Origin of the sequence: Marinobacter sp. R17 (assembly GCF_003789045.1) — a bacterium.
In the GTDB taxonomy this organism is placed as follows: domain Bacteria; phylum Pseudomonadota; class Gammaproteobacteria; order Pseudomonadales; family Oleiphilaceae; genus Marinobacter_A; species Marinobacter_A mangrovi.
Genome location: NZ_RHGZ01000016.1, coordinates 30,804 through 52,051, shown reverse-complemented (window position 1 = coordinate 52,051; position 21,248 = coordinate 30,804). Strand labels below are relative to the sequence as shown.

The window sequence follows — 21,248 nt, the reverse complement described above, 5'->3', positions numbered from 1 at the left end:
GCCGTCGAAATCCGGTAAAATGTCACCATCATTCCAGAGGGTGTAGTGACCCGACGCGGTCGTCACGCCATCCCATCCTTATTTTCCGTATTTTCGAGGGAAACCCATGGCCCTGATGATTACGGACGAGTGCATCAACTGCGACGTCTGTGAGCCGGAATGCCCGAACGAGGCGATCTCGCCGGGCGACGAGATCTACATCATCGATCCCAACAAGTGCACCGAGTGCGTGGGCCACTACGATGAGCCACAATGCCAGCAGGTGTGCCCGGTCGACTGCATCCCACTGGATCCCGAGCACAAGGAATCCGAAGCCCAGCTGATGGACAAGTATCATCGACTGACAGGAGCCTGACGATGACGATGGCACGGACGCCCCGGTTAAGCATTCTCCTCACGGTACTGCTGCTTCTGGGCGGCTGTGCTGTCTTTAACCCGCACGAGCCCGGCAGTCTCGCGGTCGCCAGCGCGCACCCACTCGCCACCCAGGCGGGGTTGCGGGCGCTTGAGGAAGGCGGCAACGCCTTTGACGCCGCCATTGCTACCGCGGCGGTCCTGTCCGTTGTCGAACCCTACAGCGCCGGCCTGGGCGGCGGTGGTTTCTGGCTGTTGCAACAGCCCGATCAGCAAACCACCCTGGTCGACGCCCGCGAAAAAGCCCCGGCCGCCAGCACACGGGATATGTACCTGGACGCCAACGGCGACGTGCACCCCGACAAGCTTTCCATCAACGGCCCGTTGGCCGCCGGCATTCCCGGCCAGCCCGGCGCGTTCGCCTACATCAACGAGCACTATGCCGAGCGGCCGCTGCGGGCCAACCTGCAGGACGCCATCCGCATCGCCCGTCAGGGTTTCCATGTGGATCAGCGCTACCACGACCTGGCCGAGTGGCGTCACGAGATCATGCAGCGTTACCCGGCGACCCGGCAGACGTTCCTGGTGGACGGCAAGGTGCCACCGGTCGGCACGCTGATTCGCCAACCGGCTCTGGCCGACACGCTGGAAGCCATGGCCGATCGCGGCTGGGACGGTTTCTACGACGGGCCGGTGGCGCAACGCCTGGTGGCTGATGTGCAGGACGCCGGCGGCATCTGGCAGCTTCAGGACCTCAAGGACTACACCGTGGTCGAGCGCGAACCGGTGGTGATCCACTATGACGGCGCCACCCTCTGGACCACACCCCCGCCCTCCTCCGGCGGCATTGCCCTGGCCCAGATGTTCGGCATGATGCAGCAGCGCCCATTCAGCGACCTGTTTCCCGACACGCCCGCCGACGATCCGGTGGCTCGCACCCACTACTTGGTGGAAGTCATGCGGCGGGCCTACCGCGATCGGGCCATCTATCTGGGTGACCCTGACTACACCGACATTCCGGTCGATCACCTGCTGGATCCCGCCTACCTGAACCGGCGCATGGCCAACGTCCAGCCTCGGCGCGCCACGCCCAGCCAGTCCCTGGAAGGCGATCTGGACAGCGGCCACCACACCACCCACCTGTCGGTCATGGACGCCGACGGGCGCAAGGTCAGCGCCACCCTGAGCATCAACCTGCCATTCGGCTCGGCGTTCCTGTCCGCCGGCACGGGCGTGCTGCTCAACGACGAGATGGACGACTTTGCCATCAAGCCCGGCGTTCCCAATGCCTACGGCCTGGTCGGCGGCGAGGCCAACAGCATCGAACCGGGCAAACGGCCGCTGTCGAGCATGACGCCCACCATCATGACCAGCGACGACCGCACGGCGATCATCGGCACGCCCGGCGGCAGCCGGATCATCACCATGGTCTATCTGGGGTTACTGGATGTGCTGGACGGGAAATCGGCCGAAGCCACTGTGTCGGATCCGCGCTTCCACCATCAGTACCTGCCGGACGTGATCCAGCATGAACCGGACACCTTTACGCCGGAACAGCAGGCGGCACTGGAAGCGATGGGCTACACGCTGAAGGATGTGGGCCGGCATTACGGCAATATGCAGCTGATCCTGCGGGACCGGGAGAGCGGGGAAACCACCGCGGCGGCCGATCCACGCGGGATCGGCCAGGCGGTGGTGAAGCCGGTCAGATGAGCGGCGGCAGCGGGTAGGACTGGCCGTTGATGTCCAGCATCATATTGTCCAGTTTGGCCTTGATGCGATAGACGTCGCCATCGCGCTTGAGAATACCCTGCTGCACCAGACCCTGCAGGTTGCGTGAGACATCCGGGTCTTCCTCCAGCAGCGCCACCGGCGCCGACAGCTCCAGCTCGCCGGTCAGTTGCTGGACGATCAGCGGCATGTCCGCCTGTTTGGCCTTGGGGACTTCCGGGTGAGTCAGGGACCAGTGCCCCTGAATATCGCCATCGGCGGACTTCAGGTCGATGGTGGGCATGCCGACGGTCAGGCCACCGGCGGCCACCGCCTTGGCGGCGTTGCTGAAACGTTGCATCAGCATCATCTGCTTCTGGAACAGAGCCTGCTGCGACAGGGTCGGATCCGGCTGGGCCTGCATCATCTGGATTTCCGTGGCCACCGACTGGAAGTTCAGCCAGGCGTCCACATCCAGATTATCCAGGTTGAATTCGACCCGGTGTGGCCCGTAGCTCTCATCACCTACATTGACGGCATCCAGGGTCAACGCGGAATGCGACGACACGCGCGTGTCGTCCTTCTCCGGCTGGGTATTGCCGGTCAGCTGCAGGTTTTCCAGGCTGACATCCACCTGATCCCCTTCCACATAGGCCAGCTTCTCCACGGTCAGCGCCGCGTCGCCGGACCACAGGCTGCCGGCCACCCGGTCACCTTCCTGGCTCAATTGCAGGTTGTCGAAGCTGGCGCGAATGGCATCGCTGCGCACCACCATGCCCGGCCAGTTCAGGTTGAGCTCCACGTGATCACCGGCGTCGGTCACCTTGGCCCAGCCGTAGGCTTCCGCCGAGTTGAGGGTTTCCCCGGTGTCGTCGTCGGTCAGGTCAATGGCCGGTACGTTCAGGTCCGCTTCCAGCGTGCCCCACAGCCAGGTGGTCAGCGTGAGTTTGGGCAGCGCCTTGGGGAACAGGGTCTTGAGCATCGGCTCGCTGTCCGGAACCGGCTTGAGCTCGACGGAACTGCTCAGCACGCCGTGGGAGACGTCGCCGGTATAGGGAATGCGGTGGGCCTCCCCGGTCTCCGGATCCATCACGGTCATTTCACCGCTGAGTTCGGCGCCGAAGAAGTGCCGGTCATAGCGATCCGTAGCCACATGTACGAGGGGCTGGTCGTGGTTCATACGGCTGACCGCCTCGCCCCACTGCTGCTGGGTCAACACGCCCACCCCGTAAGGGGCGGCCACAATCACAACCAGCACCAGCACGCCGGCCAAAATCCATTTTTTCATGTACTGCTCTCTCCTGATTCATGAATCGTCTGCCTGGCCCCGTCGATCGCCCGGCACAGGTTCGCCAGGCCGTCCACCAAACGCAGCGTCGGCCGCGCCAGGGTATCCGGGGGTAACAGGACGAGCTGATCGTACTCTACCGCAGGGAGCGCGCCAAGCGCACGCCAGCGCTGGAAGACGTCGGTGCCGGGATCGCCGGCGGCCAGGATCAGCTGCGGCCGGCGTTCCAGCACAGCCTCTACGCTGACCGTCGCGGTCTTGCCCGGCAGGTCTGCGAACAGGTTGCGCCCGCCGCAGCGTCGGATCGCATCCGTCACGTACTGGTCGCCGGCCAGCGTCATGAGGGGACTGTCCCAAACCTGGTAAAACACCCGCACGGGCGCGCGGTCGCCGTAGGTCTTTGTCAGCCGGGTGAGTGCCTGACGATAGGTCGATGCCTTCTCCCGGGCGACGGCGTCACGGCCGGTCAGCTGGCCCAGACGCTCCAGATCGTCAGGCACGGCGGTCAGGGAGTCCGGCTCCAGGGCGAACACCGCCAGACCGAACTGACGCAGGCGCCCAATAACATCCGGCCCGTTGCCGCTCTGCCAGGCCACGACCAGATCCGGCTGCAGCGACAGGATGCGCTCCAGGTCAAAACGGTCATGGCTGCCGATGTGGGGAATAGCACGCGCTTCGGGCGGGAAATCGCTGTACTCGCTGGCGCCGACGATGCGGTCGCCCAGGCCCAGCGAAAACAGCAGTTCGGTGGTGTGTGGCGCGAGGCTGACGATACGCTGGGGCGGTGCCTCGAGGGTGACCGTCTGGCCCCCATCATCGACCGCCGACAGAGCCAGGCAAGCGCTCGCCCAGCCCCACAACAACAGTCCCCACCACGCCGGTCGGATCATGGCCGGCACGGCGCTTACTTGGCCGTCAGGCGTTCAAGCAGCAACAACTGGGACGCCAGCCGGTCTTCGCCCTCGCCCGGGCTGTTCTGGAGGTACGCCCCGTCCGCCTGCAATTCCCAGCTCTGGCAGTTGTCGGCCAGGTAGGTCTCCAGATCCGAGCGGACCCGTTCGGCCAGTTCCTTGTCGTCCACCGGGAACGCCACTTCCACCCGGTTCATCAGGTTACGGACCATGGCGTCGGCGCTGGAGCAGTAGACTTCCTGCTTGCCGCCATGACCGAAGTAGTAGACCCGGGTGTGTTCCAGGAAGCGGCCGATGATCGACCGCACGTGGATGTTGTCCGACAGGCCCGGCACACCCGGTCGCAGGCAGCAGATACCACGGATGATCAGTTCCACCCGCACGCCGGCCCGGGAGGCCCGATACAGGGCGCGAATCACTTCCGGCTCGGTCAACGCGTTGATCTTCATGATGATGTGGCCGTGACTGCCCAGCAGGGCTTCGCGGTCGATCAGTTCGATCAGGCGCTTGTGCAGGGTGAACGGCGCATGGAACAGCTTCTTGATCTTGAGCGCCTTACCCATTCCGGTAAGCTGCTGGAACAGTTTGTTGACGTCGTCGCCCAGGGCGTCGTCCGCCGACAGCAGGCTGTAATCCGTGTACAGGCGGGCATTGCCGGCATGGTAGTTGCCAGTGCCCAGGTGCACGTAGCGTTTGAGCTTGCCCTCCTCGCGACGCACGATCAGGATCATCTTGGCGTGGGTCTTATACCCGACCACACCGTAGACCACGATAACCCCGGCCTCCTGCAGGCGACTGGCCAACTCCAGGTTTTCCGCCTCGTCGAAACGGGCCCGCAGCTCGATGACGGCGGTGACTTCCTTGCCGCGCCGGGCGGCGTCCATCAGGGCCTCGACGATTTCCGAATCGGCGCCCGTACGGTACAGGGTCTGGCGGATGGCCAGTACCTGCGGATCCTTGGCCGCCTGGCGCAGGAAATCCACCACCGGCGTAAAGCTCTCATAGGGATGCAGCAGCAGAATGGGTTGCTGACGAATGGCGTCGAAAATGATTTCCTTGTTGCGGATCTGGCGGGGCACCGCCGGTGAGAAACCGCTGTAGGTCAGGTCCGGGCGATCCACCAAACTGCCCACTGCCATCAGGCGAGTCAGGTTCACCGGGCCATGGACCCGATAGAGTTCGCGCTCCGTCAGGCCGAATTCCTTGAGCAGGAAACCGGTCAGCTCTTCCGGGCAGTTGTCGGCCACTTCCAGCCGCACCCCGTCGCCGAAGCGGCGGCTCAGCAGCTCGCCGCGCAGGGCGGAAGCCAGGTCTTCCAGGTCGTCTTCCAGCTCCAGGTCGGCATTCCGGGTCAGGCGGAACTGATAGCAGCCCTTCACTTCCATCCCCGGGAACAGTTCATCCGCGTGGGCGTGAATCATCGACGACAGGAACACCAGGTTGTCGCCGCCGTTGCAGATATCATCCGGCAGCCGCACCAGACGCGGCAGGGAGCGCGGAGCCGGCACGATCGCCATGCCGGTTTCCCGGCCAAACGCGTCCTTGCCATCCAGTTCGACGATGAAGTTCAGGCTCTTGTTGACCAGCCGCGGGAACGGGTGCGACGGATCCAGCCCGATGGGATTGACCACCGGCAGGATCTCATCCTCGAAGTAACGCGCCACCCACTCGGCCTGCGCCGGCGTCCAGTCGCGACGACGCACGAAGTGGATGTTCTCTTGCTCCATCGCGGGGATCAGCACGTTGTTGAGGATGTCGTACTGTTCGTGGATGTAGTCGTGGGCGACCCGGGAAATCTCGTTGAGCAGCTGTTCCGGCAGCAGGCCATCGGGACCGACACTTTCACGACCGTACTTCATCTGCTGGCGCAGACCTGCCACCCGGATCTCGAAGAACTCGTCCATGTTGCTGCTGAAAATGCAGCAGAAGATGAGCCGGTTGATCAGCGGATGGGTCTCGTCCATTGCCTGCTGCAGCACGCGGTAGTTGAACTGCAGGTGGCTCAGTTCCCGGTTGAAGTAGTTCTCGCTGGCGTTCAGGTCCGGCAGCTGTTCGACCGGCAGGGCGGCTTCCGCAGTGGCTTCCGTTTCGGTGGTCATGGTGTTCGGTATCCCGTTGGATCGGATGTGTCGGCTCAACCGCTCCCTTTGAGCAGCTGCGCGGCGCGTTTGGCGAAATAGGTCAGGATGGCGTCAGCCCCGGCCCGGCGCAGGCACAACAAGCTTTCCATCATCACGGTATCGGCGTCCAGCCAGCCGTTCTCGGCGGCGGCCATGTGCATCGCGTATTCCCCACTGACCTGATAGACAAAAGTGGGCACTTTCAGTTCGTGCTTCACCCGGTAGACGATGTCCATGTAGGGCATGCCCGGCTTGACCATCACCATGTCGGCGCCTTCGGCCAGGTCGACGGCGGTCTCGTGCAGGGCCTCGTCGCTGTTGCCCGGATCCATCTGGTAGGTCGCCTTGTTGCCCTTGCCCAGGTTGGCGGCGGAACCCACCGCGTCCCGGAACGGCCCGTAGTAGCCAGAGGCGTACTTGGCGGAATAGGCCAGCACGCGAGTGTTGATGTGGCCGGCCTCTTCCAGGGCCTCGCGAATGGCGGCCACGCGGCCATCCATCATATCGGACGGGGCCACGATGTCGGCGCCGGCATCCGCGTGGGACAGGGCCTGGCGCACCAGGGCTTCCACCGTGACGTCGTTGAGCACGTAGCCGTCGTCATCAAGGATGCCGTCCTGCCCGTGGGAGGTGAACGGATCCAGCGCCACGTCGGTGATCACGCCCAGTTCCGGGCAGGCCTTCTTTAGGGCCCGGGTGGCGCGCTGCGCGATGCCGTGGCGATCCCAGGCACCGGACCCGTCGAGATTCTTCAGTTCCGGCGGCGTCACCGGGAACAGGGCAATGGCGGGTACACCCAGTTCAACCAGCTCCTTCGCCTCTTCCACCAGCAGGTCGATGCTCAACCGCTCAATGCCCGGCATGGAGGGAATCGCTTCACGCTGGTTCTCGCCGTCCAGCACGAACACCGGGTAGATCAGGTTGTCGACGCTCAGTCGGTGCTCGCGGACCATGCGGCGGGTGAAATCGTCTTTCCGGTTACGGCGCAGGCGGGTGGCGGGATAAAGACGTTGGTTCGATGAAAACACAGCGAGACCTCCTGAATACATGCGACAGCAGTGGGGAACTTCTCCGGACCTGATCCTGGCCGGCCGCGGCGTCGTATCCCACACTATTTCAACGCATTATAGCGAGGGTACCGGCCAAATGTGACAGTCCGGGGACAATCTGTCGCAACCGGCCACAGGAACGTTCAGGTTTGCGGATAGAATTGTGAACGTCTGACCTTATCCTGACAGCAACTGCCGGTCTGTAGGTGGTGTCCACGCATCCGCGCCCATGACAAGGAACCCCAAGCCATGCCCTCATCCCGCAAGATCCTGCTGCTGATCGCCATCGCCGTTCTGATTATCATCTATTATGCTTTCGACCTTGGCCGTTTCTTTAGTCTGGAATACATCACTCTCCAGCGCGACCTGCTGCAAGCTCAGGTGGATGCTCATCCATGGCTTAGTGGGCTAATTTACTTCGGTATATATATTGTTGCGACCGGCCTATCGATTCCGGTCGCAACGGTGATGACACTGCTTGGTGGCGCACTGTTTGGCCTCGGCCTCGGTGTGGTAATTGTCTCCTTTGCAAGTTCTATCGGGGCTACTCTGGCCTTTCTGGCCTCCCGGGTTCTACTCCGTGAGACCGTGCAACGCCGCTTTGGCGACTCTCTCCGGGCGGTGAACCGCGGCATCGAGCGCGACGGCAGTTTCTACCTGTTCGGATTGCGCCTGGTGCCTGTATTCCCGTTATTCGTGATCAATCTGGTCATGGGCCTTACACCAATGCCTGCCCGTCGTTTTTATTGGGTTAGCCAGTTGGGCATGCTGCCTGGAACAGTCGTTTACGTAATGGCCGGAACTCAGCTTGGGCAGGTACATAGCCTTAGCGGCATAGTCTCACCGGGACTGCTTGGCTCTTTCGCACTTCTCGCCGTCTTTCCACTGATTGCCCGTCACGTTTTGAATGAAATCAAACGGCGTCGGACGCTGAAGCCTTACGACAAGCCTACGCAATTCGACCGCAACCTGGTGGTCATCGGCGCCGGTTCTGCGGGGTTGGTGACCGCTTACATCGCCGCGGCGACCCGCGCCAGCGTCAGTCTGATCGAAAAGCACCGCATGGGCGGGGATTGCCTCAATACCGGCTGCGTGCCCAGCAAGACACTGATCCGTAGCGCCCGGGCCGCCCATGAGGCGAGGCAGGCCGGACGCTTCGGGATCGAGACCGGAACCGTCAACGTCGATTTCGCGGCGGTGATGGAGCGCATCCAGTCGGTCATCCGGACCACCGAGCCCCACGACTCCGTCGAACGCTACACCGATCTGGGCGTGGACTGCATTCAGGGCGAAGCCCGTATTGTCGATCCCTGGCGGGTCGAGGTGGACGGCCGCACGCTGACCACCCGCAACATCGTCATCGCCACCGGTGCAAGGCCGTTTGTCCCACCCATCGAGGGCATCGAGACGGTGAACTACTACACCTCGGACACCGTCTGGCAGCTGCGCGAGGCGCCGAAAAAACTGCTGGTGCTCGGCGGCGGGCCGATCGGCTGCGAACTGGCCCAGGCTTTCGTGCGCCTGGGGGTGCCCGTGACCCAGGTGGATATGGCGCCGCGCATCCTGCCGAAGGAGGATGACGATGCCGCGCAGATCGTTACCGACAGCCTGCAGCGGGACGGCGTGGAGCTGCACACCAACACCCGGGCGATCCGCTTCCAGCGGGACGGGGACACCTCAACGCTGGTTTGCGAGCGGGAGGGCAACACCCTGCACCTCGACTTTGACGCCGTGTTGCTGGCCGTCGGCCGCCAGGCCAACACCGACCACCTGGGCCTGGACGCATTGGGCATCGACCGCAACCCCAATGGCACCGTTACCGTGGACGAGACGCTGCAAACCCGCCTGCCGGGCGTCTACGCCTGTGGCGATGTGGCGGGCCCCTACCAGTTCACCCACGCGGCGGCGCACCAGGCCTGGTACGCCTCGGTGAACAGCCTGTTTGGCCGCTTCAAGACCTTCAAGGTGGATTACCGGGTGCTGCCCTGGACCACCTTTACCGATCCGGAAGTGGCGCGGGTGGGCCTGAACGAACAGGAGGCTCAGCAACAGGGTATTGCCGTGGAGGTCACTCGCTACGGCCTGGATGACCTGGATCGGGCCATCACCGAGGGCGAGGCGGAAGGTTTCGTGAAGGTGCTGACGCCGCCGGGCAAGGACCGGATTCTGGGGGCTACCATTGTCGGCCCACAAGCGGGCGAGCTGATTACCGAGTTCGTCACCGCGATGAAGCAGGGCATTGGCCTCAACAAGATCCTGGGGACGATCCACGTCTACCCCACCCTGTCCGAGGCCAACAAGTTTGCCGCCGGTAACTGGAAAAAAGCCCACGCGCCGGAAAGCGCCCTGCAGTGGCTGGACCGCTTTCATCGCTGGCGGCGAGGTTAGTTCAGGCCGTTGTGAGCGTTAACGAATGGAATCCAGGGCCTGCACCCGGACCTGCTCCTGGTCACTGAAATACTGATCCCGCAGGTGCTGGACCGCCTCCTGCTGCTCCGGCGCCGCCAGGCCGGCGTCGTCCAGGCGGGCCTTATCAGCCCGGTAGTCGGTCCAACGCCGGTCCCAATCCGCCTGCTCCGCCTCGACCCGGGCCAGGCGCTCCGCCACCTCCGCGCCGAACGTGGATTCGCGCAACTGACTGATCTCAGCCTGGGACGTGCCTGGATTGGCCTGTAACGCCTGCAACTGCGCTTCGTAATCCACAAACTTTCGGCTTTCGGCCCGTGCCTCGCGCACGGATTCCGGCAGTTCCGCTTCGGCCGCCTGCAGGCGGGCCTGGCGCTGGGCGTCGGTCAGGTCGTCCCGAGCCTGAATCTCACGGCGGGCCGTCTGGTAACGGTCGATCGCTTCTTCCCGGGCAAAGAAGGCGTCGGCGGCCACCTCACCCAGGTACTGGCGACGCAGGTCGCGCATGGTCGCCAGAGCGTTCTCGGCGCCCACAATCCCGGCTCCGCTCCCCACTTGCGTTTCCAGTTGTCCCACCGCCAGCTTGTAGTCCAGGTAATCCCCCAACAATTGGCGGGCCTCGCCGCGGGCCGGCTCGGGCAACGTTTCCAGACGCTGACGGATGCGCGCCACCAACTGCGGCAGGAATTCCTCGCCCAGAGTGGCCAGGTAGTACTCGAACAGGCCGCGCAAGGCGGGTGTGGGCAACAAATGACCCGCCTCATCCACGCGGTCCCAGCCGCCCGGCGGTCGTGTACCCTCCAGGGAGCCCGGCAAGGCCTCCGGCACAGACGCCGCCGGGGCGCTTTCGACCAGCGTCGAGGGAATCGTCGCCTTATCCACAGCCTTCGGCGGCAAGGCGCGCGACGCCGCCGGTTCCGGAGCCCGGGTCTGATCGGCCGGGCGCAGAATCACGGCAGCGGCGCCGACAACCGCTATAATGCCAACAAAAACGGGAAGATAACGACGATGGAAAGTCATAGTGCCATTTGGGTTGTCAGGCGTTCACCAGAGAAATGTCAGCATAACAACCGGCAGGGCACCACAGCGTCGGACAGCGCACAGTTTGGCGGATCCAGACACGAAAAACCCCGCAGGACGGCCGCCCTGCGGGGTAATGGAATCGGTCAGACCGTCCGGTTGTTGAAACCGGGTTCGGCTCGCCGTGGCGCGTCCGAGCGCAACGTGGTATCCAGTTCGGTGATCTGGCCACCCCTGCCAAGGAATTCATCGATATCGGCCTGCAGTTTTGCCCGAATGCGGGCGCGACCGGCCACCGTGTGTGTATCCTCGGCATCAGAGTCCCAGGTACTGCTACTGCTTGAGCTTTCCAGATTGCTTTCGTCGAATTCACTCATGGCTTTACCTCCACCAGCGAAAACAAACCTGGGGTCCAGCATTTCAGCTCAGAAATCGGACCCGTCTCGGCCGCGGAAAACAGCGCCCCGTTTGACGACTGCCGTGCCTTGCCGACTATATAATCCCGATTCATTGCAAACACCATTCAGTACCAAGCACTTTTTTGTAACGTTTTGTAAAAAGCGAATCGAAAACCAGGAAGACCACGCTGCACCGGCGCAATCAAACGCTCTTTCGGTAACCCGGAGCACGATTGACACAACAAATGAATAATGATTCACTTCTTATAGGGAGACGCCATGGCCTACCGTGAAACCGAAAAAATGCGTCAAAGGAAAGCCGAGGTTCGTGAGCGCATTCTCCGCTGCGCTTTCCGGTGCGTATCCGAAGGCGGTTTCCGCAATGCCCAGATCAATCAGGTGGCGGACAGAGCCGGCGTCGCGACCGGGACGGTCTATCGCCATTTCGAGTCCAAGGCGGAACTGTTCGCGGAAGTCTTCCGACTGGCCACCGAGCGCGAGGTCAACAAGGTCGCGGAGGCCCTGGCGGAGCCAGGTCATGCGGCGGACCGGCTGGAACGAGCCCTGCGCCAGTTTGCCGAGCGGGCCCTGCATGGCCCGGTCATGGCCTGGTCGCTGATTGCCGAGCCGGTGGACCCGCGGGTTGAAGGCGAGCGTCTCGAGTATCGCCGTGCCTACGCCGAGCATTTTGAACGCACCATCGGCGAGGGCGTTGAAGACGGTTCGCTGCCGTCCCAGGACGCGCGCTTGAGCGCCACCTGCCTGGTCGGCGCGATTGCCGAAAGTCTGGTTGGTCCCCTGTCGCCCACGCAACAGGCACCGACCTTGCCGGAACAGCCCGCCGCTCTGAGCGACGGACAGATCCAGACCCTGATCGAGCCGATCCTCACCTTCTGCCTGCAGGGGGTGACCGGCCAACGGAGATAGCCCCATGAACGCACCCGATACGTCCGCCAGAAACCACGCCGACGCACAGGACGGCTACGACCGATTCCTGGCGAGCACACACGAGGTCCGCAACCAGCCGCCGGCCCTGGAGAACTACAACCTGTTCGATCAGGACCAGGCGTTGCAGGAGAGCGTGTCCCGCGAGGGGGCGGATTGGGCCCGCGACGATCTGGCCGCCTACGGCGCCGTCACCGGCCGCTCCGACATCATCGAGCTGGGATTCCTGGCCAACGAGAACAAGCCGGTCTTCCACACCCACGACCGGTTCGGCCATCGCCAGGATCTGGTGACGTTCCACCCGGCCTATCACCAGTTGATGGATATGGCGCTGACGAACGGCCTGCACAGCAGCCCCTGGACCGATCCTGGCGCCGGCGCCCACGTGGCAAGGGCGGCCCGTTACTACATGCATTCCCAGGTGGAAGCCGCCCACTGCTGCCCGGTGACCATGACCTTCGCCGCCATGCCGTCGATCAACAAGCAGCCGGAGCTGGCTAAAATCTGGGCGCCGAAGATCACCGCCCGCAGCTACGATCCACGCAACGTCCCGGCAGAGCAGAAGACCGCCGTCACCATCGGCATGGCCATGACCGAGAAACAGGGCGGCTCGGACGTGCGCGCCAACAGCACCCGCGCTTTCCCCCTGGGCAGCGGCGGCCCCGGTGAAGCCTACGAACTGGTGGGTCACAAATGGTTCGTGTCGGCCCCCATGTGCGATGCCTTCCTGGTGTTGGCGCAGGCGCCGGGCGGGCTGTCCTGCTTCCTGATGCCACGCTGGCGCCCGGACGGCAGCAAGAACCCCTGGCAGATCCAGCGCCTGAAGAACAAGATGGGCAACGTCGCCAACGCCTCCAGCGAGGCGGAATTGCGCGGTGCCCTGGCCTGGATGGTGGGCGAGGAAGGCCGTGGCGTACCGACCATCATCGAGATGGTGGCCATGACCCGGTTCGACTGCATGATCGGCAGCTCCGCCGGTATGCGCCAGGCCGCCGCCCAGGCCCTGCACCACTGCCGCCACCGCGAGGCCTTTGGCGCGCGACTCGATCAACAGCCGCTGATGCAGAACGTGCTGGCCGATCTGGCGCTGGAGAGCGAAGCCGCCCTGGCCATGACGATGCGGGTCGCCCGCGCCCTGGACAACCAGGACGACGATCAGGAGCGCCTGTTCACCCGTCTGGCCACGCCCGTGGGCAAGTACTGGATCTGCAAACGAACGCCCAACCACGCCTACGAGGCCATGGAGTGCATCGGCGGCAGCGGGGTGATGGAAGACTGCATCATGCCGCGCCTGCTGCGGGAATCGCCGGTCAACGCGATCTGGGAAGGCAGCGGCAACGTCCAGTGCCTGGACACCCTGCGCGCCCTGCAGAAATCCCCGGACAGCCTGGATGCCTTCTTCGCCGAGGTGGCTCAGGCCCGGGGATCGGACAACCGCTTCGATCGCTTCCTGGCCCGGTTGCAGACGGATTTCGGCCGCACCGACGACATCCAGTTCCGCGCCCGCAACCTGGTGGACCGGCTCGCCCTGGCGCTGCAGGGCTCGCTGCTGCTGCGCCACAGCACCCCGGCCGTGGCCGATGCCTTCTGCGCCGGCCGGCTGGAAAGCCATGGCGGCCTGAATATCGGCAACCTGCCGTCCGGCGTGGATGCCGCCGCTATTATCGAGCGGGCCACGCCTGTTGTAGACTGAGGGTTCGGTATCCCATCCGGGTGATTCAGTCGACAACCGTGAATCGCCCGGCCTGCCCGTATCTGATGCTGTAGCGGAGTTACTATGTCCGAAGCCCTGCGCCGGTTGCTCGCCGAAACCACGGAGCACCCGGTCATCACGCCTCACCTGGGCGTCCTGACCCTGCACTTCCAGCTCTATGGCTGTGACGACATCAAAGCCAAACGCCGGACCTTCACCCCCATGCGGGCCATCTGGGGCAAGGAGCCGGACCTGGCGGTCGTCGAGACCGGCGATCTCGACGCCCTGGACCGGGCCACCTGGTCCATCGCCGCGCTCGGCACGTCCACCCAACTGATCCAGCAACGCCTCGACCAGGTGGAGAAAGCCATCGAGCAGCGCATCGACGCGCCGGTGCTCGATGTGCAACGCGAGATGCTCTGACGGCCCCTTTCGCCGAGTCCGTTTGCTTGCGTTGCGCCGGGCTATCCCCCAGTCTGGTGTCGTATCTGTCGACGTCTTATACTACGCGACCCGTGGGTGTCCGGCGCTTGCCGCGACACATCCTTATCCAGGGACGCGAAAGCAGCCGTCCGGCGGACCCGGCGCTGCAACAATGAAACGGGCAACCCCCGAATCGCGATGTCTCCGCCGGCAGGAATCCGGCCGGAACCGCATCAACCACTGCAAGATGTGTGGCGCGTATGACCGGTAAGAAGAAAACGGCTCAGGCTTCACTGGAAGCCATGTACAGGGTGTTCACGGTGCCCGAGGCGCCTGACTCCACCCTGAGCCGGATTGACCAGGACATTTCCCGCAACCTGGCGGGCTTCCTGCAGGAACACATCGTCGCCATCGAGCGCGACCTGGGTGACGTGGTGAAGGACTTCAGCGAGTCCGCCGTGCCCGAAAAGCCGGTTTTCGTGTCCGAACAGACCCAGTTCCTGCTCGACAAACTGGTCGCCCATTCGGTGCACACCGCCTCGCCCAGCTTCATCGGCCACATGACCTCGGCCCTGCCGTATTTCATGCTGCCGCTGTCGAAAATCATGATCGCCCTCAATCAGAACCTGGTGAAGACCGAGACCTCCAAGGCCTTCACGCCGATGGAACGCCAGGTCCTGGGCATGATCCACCGGCTGGTCTACAACGAGGACAGCGCCTACTACCGCAAGTGGATGCACGATCCGCGCTTTGCCCTGGGCGCCATGTGCTCCGGCGGCACCATCGCCAACCTGACCGCCCTGTGGGTCGCCCGCAACAACGCCTTCCCGGCCGAAGGCAGTTTCCGTGGCATCCACGAGGAAGGCCTGTTCCGCGCATTGCGGTACTACGGCCATGAAGGCGCCGCCGTGCTGGTGTCCAAACGAGGCCACTATTCCCTGAGCAAGGCCGCCGATGTGCTCGGCCTGGGCCGCAGTTCGCTCATTGCTGTGCCGACGGACGACGACAACCGCATCCAGACCGACGCCCTGCGCGAGAAGTGCCTGGAACTCCAGGCCCAGAAGGTCAAGATCCTGGCCATCTGCGGCATTGCCGGCACCACCGAAACCGGCAACGTGGACCCGCTCGAGGAAATGGCCGACATCGCCACCGAATTCGGCGCCCATTTCCACGTAGACGCCGCCTGGGGCGGCCCGACGCTGTTCTCCCGCACCTACGGCCCGCTGCTGAAAGGCATTGAAAAGGCCGACTCGGTGACCTTCGACGCCCACAAACAGCTCTACGTGCCCATGGGCGCGGGCCTGGTGGTCTTCCGCGATCCCGCCCTGGTCGGTGCCATCGAGCACCATGCCCAATACATCATCCGTAAGGGCTCCCGGGATCTGGGCAGCACCACGCTGGAAGGCTCCCGTCCGGGCATGGCGATGCTGATCCAGTCCGGCCTCAAGATCCTCGCGCGGGAGGGCTATGAACTGCTGATCGACCAGGGCATCGAGAAGGCCAAACGGTTTGCCGAAATGATCGAGGAGCGGCCGGATTTCGAGCTGGTGACCCAGCCGGAGCTGAACATCCTCACCTACCGGTACTGCCCGGCGGAGACCCAGGATGCCCTGACCCAGGCGGACACCCTGCAATCCGAACGCATTAACGCCTCGCTCAACCGCATCACCAAGTTCCTGCAGAAGACCCAGCGCGAACACGGCAAGGCGTTCGTATCCCGGACCCGCCTGGAGCCGGCCCGTTATCACCGCTATCCCTGCGTGGTGTTCCGGGTGGTACTGGCCAACCCGCTGACCACCCAGGAGATCCTCCGCGACATCCTCGACGAGCAGGTCGAACTGGCCGGTCATGCGGATGTGCAGGATGAAATGGACGTCCTGCACAACCTGACCCGGGCGGTCCTCGACACGCCCCAGGCCAATCGGGCGTAAACCGCCCCTCACCGGCCCGCCAAACCACCCTGTCGCTGCGGCTATGGCCCTCGCCGGCCGCAGCGTTATACTCGTGGGATAAGAAAAAGCCGTATTGGCTTGATAACAACAGCCAAGGAGATCCCATGCGCAAGACAGCAGACCAGTGGTTTGACGAGTACGGCGAGAGCCACCGCAACCCCACCAACAAGGCCATTCACTGGATCGCCGTGCCGGTGATCTTTACCACCATCATCGGCCTGCTCTGGTCGATCCCGACACCAGCCGCCTTCGACCGCGTGCCTTACCTGAACTGGGGCACCCTGGCCCTGGTCGTCACGACGCTCTGGTACGTTCGTCTGTCGCCCGCCCTGGGCGTCGGCATGGCGCTGTTCAGCGTGCTGATGGCGCTGGTGATTGCCGGCTTTGAGCACACCGGGCTGATGCCGGTGTGGGCCGCCTCAATCATCCTGTTTGTGGTCAGCTGGGTCTTCCAGTTCATCGGCCATCACATCGAAGGCAAGAAACCTTCGTTTTTCAAGGACATCCAGTTCCTGCTGATCGGGCCAGCCTGGTTGATGGGGTTTATCTACAGGAGTCTGGGCGTCCGGTATTGAGAGGGTGTTGCAAAAGCGATGCTGGCCACGATCACCAAGTAGGTTGGGCTGACGCAGGAAGCCCAACGAACCGGGGTGCCGGCGAATGTCATCCTATGATCGCCAAGCCGCTTTTTTAAAATCGACGCTCCAGGCATGCTGCGATAATGGGAACCTCCGGTGCCCGCCCATATTGGGCTTCCTGCGTCAGCCCAACCTACGCCCTGGCGGCCGTGGACGGCCCTCTCGTGTGACGGAAGCGAGGGCATCCGTCCGCTTCTGGCACCACGCCACCCGTCTCCAGAACACTGCCCAAACAAAAACGGCGCCGAATAGGCGCCGCTTTGTTTCAAAAAGACCCGATTTTCAGTAAAGAGCTGCCTCGTCATCCAGCACATCCCGCAGGATATCCAGGAACATCCGGTCCGCTTCGCTCCAGTTCTCCGGAATACGCACCGTGGTGTTGGCACTGATTTCCTCGGCAATCTTGCGATTGGCGTCCGGATCGTCCTTGTAGCGACGGGCGATCTCCACACACTTGACCGCCACGGTCGGATCACTCAGGACCTTCTTGATGAAGACCCGCAACTCATCGATCATGCGCGCCTGACGGCTTTCGGATGCAGTGCTCATAAACAACTCCAGATCCTGTCTATCGTTCTAAACTAACCAACCGCCGCCAGTGCGGCAAGCGCTATCGACTCGGTGAACCGGCGGACTCAGCCCACCATCATACCCCGGATGGTGAAGAACAGAATCGCCGCCATCAGCGCCGAAGCGGGCACCGTAATGATCCAGGCTGCGGCAATACGAACCAGTTGAGAGCGCTTGACCAGCTCTTCCTGGTAAATCTTTTTCAACCGCTTGCGCTCCTTCTTGGACAGCGGCACTTCGGATTTGCTCTTCTTGGCCGTCTTGAGCATCACCGCCATCTCTTCCACCGTCGCCTCACGGAAGCGCGCCAGGAAGTCTTCCAGCCGGTCGCGATCCTCAGGCTCATGATTCTCTACCATCTTGTGCAGCTGACTGGCGTAGCTGCGTTTGAGGTATTCCCGCAGGAAACCGACACCGAACACACCGCCCAGAGCGATGTGCGTAGAACTGACCGGCAGACCCAACTGGGAGGCAATGATCACCGTGATGGCTGCAGACAGGGCGATACAGAAGGCCCTGGTCTTGTCCAGCTCGGTGATCTCGCTGCCGACCGTCTTGATCAGCCGCGGCCCGAATAACGTCAGACCCAGTGCCAGCCCGATGGCGCCGACCATCATCACCCACAGCGGAATGCTGGCTGCCGTGGCTACCGCCCCGTGAGTCAGCGCTTCGTTGATCGCCGCCAGCGGCCCAATGGCGTTGGCCACGTCGTTAGCGCCATGGGCGAAGCTCAACAATGCGGCGGCGAAGATCAACGGCCAGGTGAACAGACCGTTCACCCCTTCCTCGCCATTGGTCATGGTGGCGGCACGACGGCGAATCAGGACTCGCATGCCAAAGAAAACCACCACCGCAAAACCCAGCCCCACCAGAGCCGCACCCATGAAATCGACTTTGATGATGTGCTTGACGCCCTTGAGCATCAGGTAGGTGCCGAAGGCCCAGGCCATGACCGAGACCACCCAGGGAACGATCTTGCGGGCCGCGGCCACCATGTTCGGCTGGTACAACACCGTCTGCTTGATCACATACAGGAAGAACGCCGCTATCAGACCGCCCAGAACCGGGGAAATCACCCAGCTGGCGACAATGGCGCCCATCACGCCCCAGTTGGCCACGCCCCAGCCACCGGCGGCGATCCCGGCCCCCAGAACCCCACCGACAATGGAGTGGGTGGTGGACACCGGTGCGCCCATCCAGGTCGCCAGGTTCAGCCACAGGGCACCGGCCAGCAGGGCGGCCGTCATCAGCCATACGAACGTCTGCACGTCGGTGAAACTGGCGGGATTGATGATGCCCTTCTTGATGGTGGAGACCACATCACCCCCGGCAATCAGGGACCCGCTGGCTTCGAAGATGGCAGCCAACAGGATCGCGCCGCCCAGCGACAACGCCCCCGAACCGACAGCCGGGCCAACGTTGTTGGCGACATCGTTGGCACCGATATTCAGCGCCATATAACCGCCAATCACCGCGGCGGCCATCAACAAGGTGTTACCCGGCATTCCATCGCCGATCTGGCCCACGAAGAGCCATACAATCATCAGGAAGAACAAGCTGATGCCGAGACGGAAGCGCTCGGTCTGCTTACTGGTCAGGGCGCTGTCCATGAAAGACACATTCTGGGGCATGCGGAATCACCATTAAGACAATGTCAGGTGGCGCCACTATAGGCAGTTCGTCACGGAATTGAAATATCCCGATGTTACCCGGGCGACAATCACTCACCCCGGCTCCCGGAAGTACGTCAGGCCTCACCGGCCGGACCGGGCAATACCAAAATCAGCCACTGCAACGCTGTTCACTTTTCGACCGACGCATTACCGATATAGTAATCGCTCGGATCATCGATGGCCGACGCTCTCGACCGGCAGGTCAGATTTTACAATTCATGACGGGATAGATCGTGAAATAGCTGTTTATTGGCAACTTTTTTGACGCACAATGATTGAATTAGGTGTCACTTTTTTATCGTGTCGCCGAAATGCGCATCGCCGGTGCCAAGAGTCTACGCCGCAGGCCGCAGCAACGAACGCAGACTTCCAGAGCCACAACAATAAAACAGAGACGCCATGAATCGACGCAAGCGCTTGAACTTCAATGGTCAGGAAGAAGTCCGGGTTTCCCGGGTCCTGACCGGCCTGTCGCTGGCCGCATTGGTGTGTCTGTCGGGCATCAGCTTGAAGTCCTGGGAATCCGGCCATCACCGCCATGCCATCGTGTTGGCGTTGTTTTTCGGACTGGTGGTCATCAACCTGGTCAGTTACTGGGTGACCCGCAACCGGGCCCAAAACAAGACCGGCATGCTGTTCATCGTCGGAGGCCTGTTCGTTTACCTGGTCGCGTCCGGCGGCGAAAGCAATACAGGACCACTGTGGCTGTATGTGTTCCCGCCACTGGTGTTCTACCTGACCAGCCTGCGAATCGGCACGATCCTCCTGGCGGCCTGCCTGGTCTTCACCCTGCTGGTGTTCCAGTTCCCCCAGTTGCCGTTCGTGTTGACGCAGTACGAGACGGATTTCCAGCTGCGTTTCTTTACCACCATGCTGTTCGAATCCGTCTTCTGCTTCGTGCTGGAAACCAGCCGCCTCAACGCCCGCAACGAACTGATGCGCCTGGCCGCCAGCCACGAGCAGGCGGCCCGGACCGACGCCCTGACCGGACTGCCCAACCGGCGGGACATGCAGATGCAGCTGGCCAACGAGTTTTCACGCTACCAGCGGTCGGGACATCATTTTTCCGTGGTGCTGATTGATCTCGACCATTTCAAACGCATCAACGACACCTACGGCCATGAGGCCGGCGACTACGTCCTGCAGGCCTTCGCCGATCTGATGCAGAATCTCTGCCGGCAAAGCGACCGTCCGTCACGCTGGGGCGGAGAGGAATTCCTGATCCTGCTGCCGGACACTGCCCTGTTACAGGCGTTGACCCTGAGCGAGCGTCTGCGCCATGAAGTGGAGCAATACGGGTTTGTCTATAAATCCAAGCGCCTGCCGGTCACCATCAGCGCCGGCGTCTGCTCGATCAGCCAGAGCGATTCCATCGACCACCTGCTGCGCCAGGCCGACAAGAACCTCTACGACGCCAAGGAATCCGGCCGCAACCGTATCTCCCCCCGGGTGCGTACGCCGTCGACCCGCTCGCCGACCTCGTCTTGAGCCCACCCGGGGCAGCCGCTACCATGGCGCCCCCAACACAGCAACGCGAGGCACCTCATCCATGGCCCAGATTCGCATCCTGGTCGGCAGTGTTTTCGGCGGCGCCCTGATGACGGCCCGCGCCATCCGCACGAATCTCAACGCCGCCGGACACCAGGTCACCGTACTGGAACAGCCCACCCTGGATGACCTGACCGGCAGCGATGACGCCCTGCTGGTGTGCACCTCCACCACCGGCCAGGGGGAGCTCCCCGCCTCGCTGCTGCCGTTCTACGCGCATCTGCGCGACACCCTTCCCATGCAGCCGGGCCGGCCGTTCGGCGTGATCGTGCTGGGCGACAGCTCCTACGGCGACACCTTCTGCGGCGCCGGCGAGCTGATGGAGGAGGCCCTCTACGAAATTGCCTGCCGCAAGGTGGGGGACACCCTGCGTATCGACGCCCTGGAAACGGTCGAGCCGGACGTCGAAGCCCTGCCCTGGGCACAGGAATGGGCTCGTCAGGTCGATGCGATCTGAGACCGGCTTCCCATTCCGGGCCGGCGGACAGACCCGGTCACTGAACACCACGTCATTTCACTTGAGACGATCTGTAAACCTGACCATACTGGT

General features: G+C 63.0%; 18 protein-coding genes. 10 read left to right on the top strand and 8 right to left on the bottom strand.

Translation table 11 applies throughout. The features are described 5' to 3' along the window. The first annotated feature begins 106 nt into the window (after positions 1-106). Together EB809_RS12595 and ggt are read left to right on the top strand one after the other, a co-directional pair. Entirely contained in the window at positions 107-355 is a 249-nt protein-coding gene (locus EB809_RS12595; protein WP_123635174.1) for a YfhL family 4Fe-4S dicluster ferredoxin, read from the top strand. A gap of 2 nt (positions 356-357) precedes the next feature. Next, entirely contained in the window at positions 358-2,067 is a 1,710-nt protein-coding gene (ggt, locus tag EB809_RS12590) for a gamma-glutamyltransferase (protein WP_223807952.1), read from the top strand. On the opposite strand, the gene EB809_RS12585 is transcribed toward ggt, so the two are convergent. The 4 genes from EB809_RS12585 to hemB are packed head-to-tail and all read right to left on the bottom strand — an operon-like array spanning position 2,060 to position 7,411. After that, positions 2,060-3,352 carry a DUF945 family protein gene (locus EB809_RS12585; protein WP_123635173.1) on the bottom strand — a complete coding sequence of 431 codons (1,293 nt, stop codon included), beginning with the start codon at positions 3,350-3,352 and terminating at the stop codon, positions 2,060-2,062. The two genes, ggt and EB809_RS12585, sit on opposite strands and share 8 nt — an antisense overlap. Further along, positions 3,349-4,242 (bottom strand): cobalamin-binding protein, encoded by an 894-nt coding sequence (locus EB809_RS12580; protein WP_223807953.1) that lies wholly within the window; start codon positions 4,240-4,242, stop codon positions 3,349-3,351. Before EB809_RS12580 ends, EB809_RS12585 begins: the two co-directional genes overlap by 4 nt. A 14-nt stretch (positions 4,243-4,256) precedes the next feature. Continuing rightward, positions 4,257-6,362 carry a polyphosphate kinase 1 gene (gene ppk1, locus EB809_RS12575; RefSeq protein WP_123635171.1) on the bottom strand — a complete coding sequence of 702 codons (2,106 nt, stop codon included), beginning with the start codon at positions 6,360-6,362 and terminating at the stop codon, positions 4,257-4,259. Between the two features lie 35 nt (positions 6,363-6,397). Then, on the bottom strand, positions 6,398-7,411 hold the full coding sequence (gene hemB, locus EB809_RS12570) for a porphobilinogen synthase (RefSeq protein WP_223807951.1): 1,014 nt from the start codon (positions 7,409-7,411) through the stop codon (positions 6,398-6,400). Between the two features lie 270 nt (positions 7,412-7,681). Between hemB and lpdA the strand changes: the two genes are divergently transcribed. Next, positions 7,682-9,820, top strand: a complete 2,139-nt coding sequence (gene lpdA, locus EB809_RS12565; RefSeq protein WP_123635169.1) for a dihydrolipoyl dehydrogenase — start codon at positions 7,682-7,684, stop codon at positions 9,818-9,820. An 18-nt stretch (positions 9,821-9,838) separates the two neighbouring features. Here lpdA and EB809_RS12560 read toward each other — a convergent pair whose 3' ends face one another. Both EB809_RS12560 and EB809_RS12555 read right to left on the bottom strand, forming a co-directional pair. After that, a complete protein-coding gene (locus tag EB809_RS12560; protein ID WP_190294891.1) occupies positions 9,839-10,792 on the bottom strand; it encodes a lipase secretion chaperone in 954 nt (317 codons plus the stop codon). Between the two features lie 212 nt (positions 10,793-11,004). Then, positions 11,005-11,235: a hypothetical protein gene (locus tag EB809_RS12555; protein WP_123635167.1), complete on the bottom strand. Its 231-nt coding sequence runs from the start codon at positions 11,233-11,235 to the stop codon at positions 11,005-11,007. Positions 11,236-11,535: 300 nt separating this feature from the next. On the opposite strand from EB809_RS12555, the gene EB809_RS12550 reads away from it, so the two are divergent. From EB809_RS12550 to EB809_RS12530, 5 genes are all read left to right on the top strand, one after another. Further along, a complete protein-coding gene (locus tag EB809_RS12550) occupies positions 11,536-12,183 on the top strand; it encodes a TetR/AcrR family transcriptional regulator (protein WP_123635166.1) in 648 nt (215 codons plus the stop codon). Between the two features lie 4 nt (positions 12,184-12,187). Further along, positions 12,188-13,894: an isovaleryl-CoA dehydrogenase gene (locus EB809_RS12545; protein WP_123635165.1), complete on the top strand. Its 1,707-nt coding sequence runs from the start codon at positions 12,188-12,190 to the stop codon at positions 13,892-13,894. Between the two features lie 84 nt (positions 13,895-13,978). After that, positions 13,979-14,317, top strand: coding sequence for a DUF503 domain-containing protein (locus EB809_RS12540; protein ID WP_123635164.1), 339 nt, complete (start codon positions 13,979-13,981; stop codon positions 14,315-14,317). A 260-nt stretch (positions 14,318-14,577) separates the two neighbouring features. Then, positions 14,578-16,248 (top strand): pyridoxal-dependent aspartate 1-decarboxylase PanP, encoded by a 1,671-nt coding sequence (gene panP, locus EB809_RS12535; protein ID WP_123635163.1) that lies wholly within the window; start codon positions 14,578-14,580, stop codon positions 16,246-16,248. A 125-nt stretch (positions 16,249-16,373) separates the two neighbouring features. Further along, positions 16,374-16,844, top strand: a complete 471-nt coding sequence (locus EB809_RS12530) for a DUF962 domain-containing protein (RefSeq protein WP_123635162.1) — start codon at positions 16,374-16,376, stop codon at positions 16,842-16,844. Positions 16,845-17,189: 345 nt separating this feature from the next. On the opposite strand, the gene EB809_RS12525 is transcribed toward EB809_RS12530, so the two are convergent. Continuing rightward, positions 17,190-17,456, bottom strand: a complete 267-nt coding sequence (locus tag EB809_RS12525; RefSeq protein WP_123635161.1) for a hypothetical protein — start codon at positions 17,454-17,456, stop codon at positions 17,190-17,192. 86 nt (positions 17,457-17,542) lie between these two features. Continuing rightward, a complete protein-coding gene (locus tag EB809_RS12520) occupies positions 17,543-19,108 on the bottom strand; it encodes an inorganic phosphate transporter (protein WP_123635160.1) in 1,566 nt (521 codons plus the stop codon). 441 nt (positions 19,109-19,549) lie between these two features. On the opposite strand from EB809_RS12520, the gene EB809_RS12515 reads away from it, so the two are divergent. Both EB809_RS12515 and EB809_RS12510 read left to right on the top strand, forming a co-directional pair. Next, on the top strand, positions 19,550-20,638 hold the full coding sequence (locus tag EB809_RS12515; RefSeq protein WP_123635159.1) for a GGDEF domain-containing protein: 1,089 nt from the start codon (positions 19,550-19,552) through the stop codon (positions 20,636-20,638). A 61-nt stretch (positions 20,639-20,699) separates the two neighbouring features. Beyond that, entirely contained in the window at positions 20,700-21,155 is a 456-nt protein-coding gene (locus EB809_RS12510; protein ID WP_123635158.1) for a flavodoxin, read from the top strand. Positions 21,156-21,248 lie beyond the last annotated feature (93 nt).

What these genes read in the sequence shown, in the direction of transcription:
- EB809_RS12595 (WP_123635174.1), top strand. Translation starts at nt 107, where the DNA reads ATGGCCCTGATGATTACGGACGAGTGCATCAACTGCGACGTCTGTGAG.
- ggt (WP_223807952.1), top strand. Translation starts at nt 358, where the DNA reads ATGACGATGGCACGGACGCCCCGGTTAAGCATTCTCCTCACGGTACTG.
- EB809_RS12585 (WP_123635173.1), bottom strand. Translation starts at nt 3,352, where the DNA reads ATGAAAAAATGGATTTTGGCCGGCGTGCTGGTGCTGGTTGTGATTGTG.
- EB809_RS12580 (WP_223807953.1), bottom strand. Translation starts at nt 4,242, where the DNA reads ATGATCCGACCGGCGTGGTGGGGACTGTTGTTGTGGGGCTGGGCGAGC.
- ppk1 (WP_123635171.1), bottom strand. Translation starts at nt 6,362, where the DNA reads ATGACCACCGAAACGGAAGCCACTGCGGAAGCCGCCCTGCCGGTCGAA.
- lpdA (WP_123635169.1), top strand. Translation starts at nt 7,682, where the DNA reads ATGCCCTCATCCCGCAAGATCCTGCTGCTGATCGCCATCGCCGTTCTG.
- EB809_RS12555 (WP_123635167.1), bottom strand. Translation starts at nt 11,235, where the DNA reads ATGAGTGAATTCGACGAAAGCAATCTGGAAAGCTCAAGCAGTAGCAGT.
- EB809_RS12550 (WP_123635166.1), top strand. Translation starts at nt 11,536, where the DNA reads ATGGCCTACCGTGAAACCGAAAAAATGCGTCAAAGGAAAGCCGAGGTT.
- EB809_RS12545 (WP_123635165.1), top strand. Translation starts at nt 12,188, where the DNA reads ATGAACGCACCCGATACGTCCGCCAGAAACCACGCCGACGCACAGGAC.
- EB809_RS12540 (WP_123635164.1), top strand. Translation starts at nt 13,979, where the DNA reads ATGTCCGAAGCCCTGCGCCGGTTGCTCGCCGAAACCACGGAGCACCCG.
- panP (WP_123635163.1), top strand. Translation starts at nt 14,578, where the DNA reads ATGACCGGTAAGAAGAAAACGGCTCAGGCTTCACTGGAAGCCATGTAC.
- EB809_RS12530 (WP_123635162.1), top strand. Translation starts at nt 16,374, where the DNA reads ATGCGCAAGACAGCAGACCAGTGGTTTGACGAGTACGGCGAGAGCCAC.
- EB809_RS12525 (WP_123635161.1), bottom strand. Translation starts at nt 17,456, where the DNA reads ATGAGCACTGCATCCGAAAGCCGTCAGGCGCGCATGATCGATGAGTTG.
- EB809_RS12520 (WP_123635160.1), bottom strand. Translation starts at nt 19,108, where the DNA reads ATGCCCCAGAATGTGTCTTTCATGGACAGCGCCCTGACCAGTAAGCAG.
- EB809_RS12515 (WP_123635159.1), top strand. Translation starts at nt 19,550, where the DNA reads ATGAATCGACGCAAGCGCTTGAACTTCAATGGTCAGGAAGAAGTCCGG.
- EB809_RS12510 (WP_123635158.1), top strand. Translation starts at nt 20,700, where the DNA reads ATGGCCCAGATTCGCATCCTGGTCGGCAGTGTTTTCGGCGGCGCCCTG.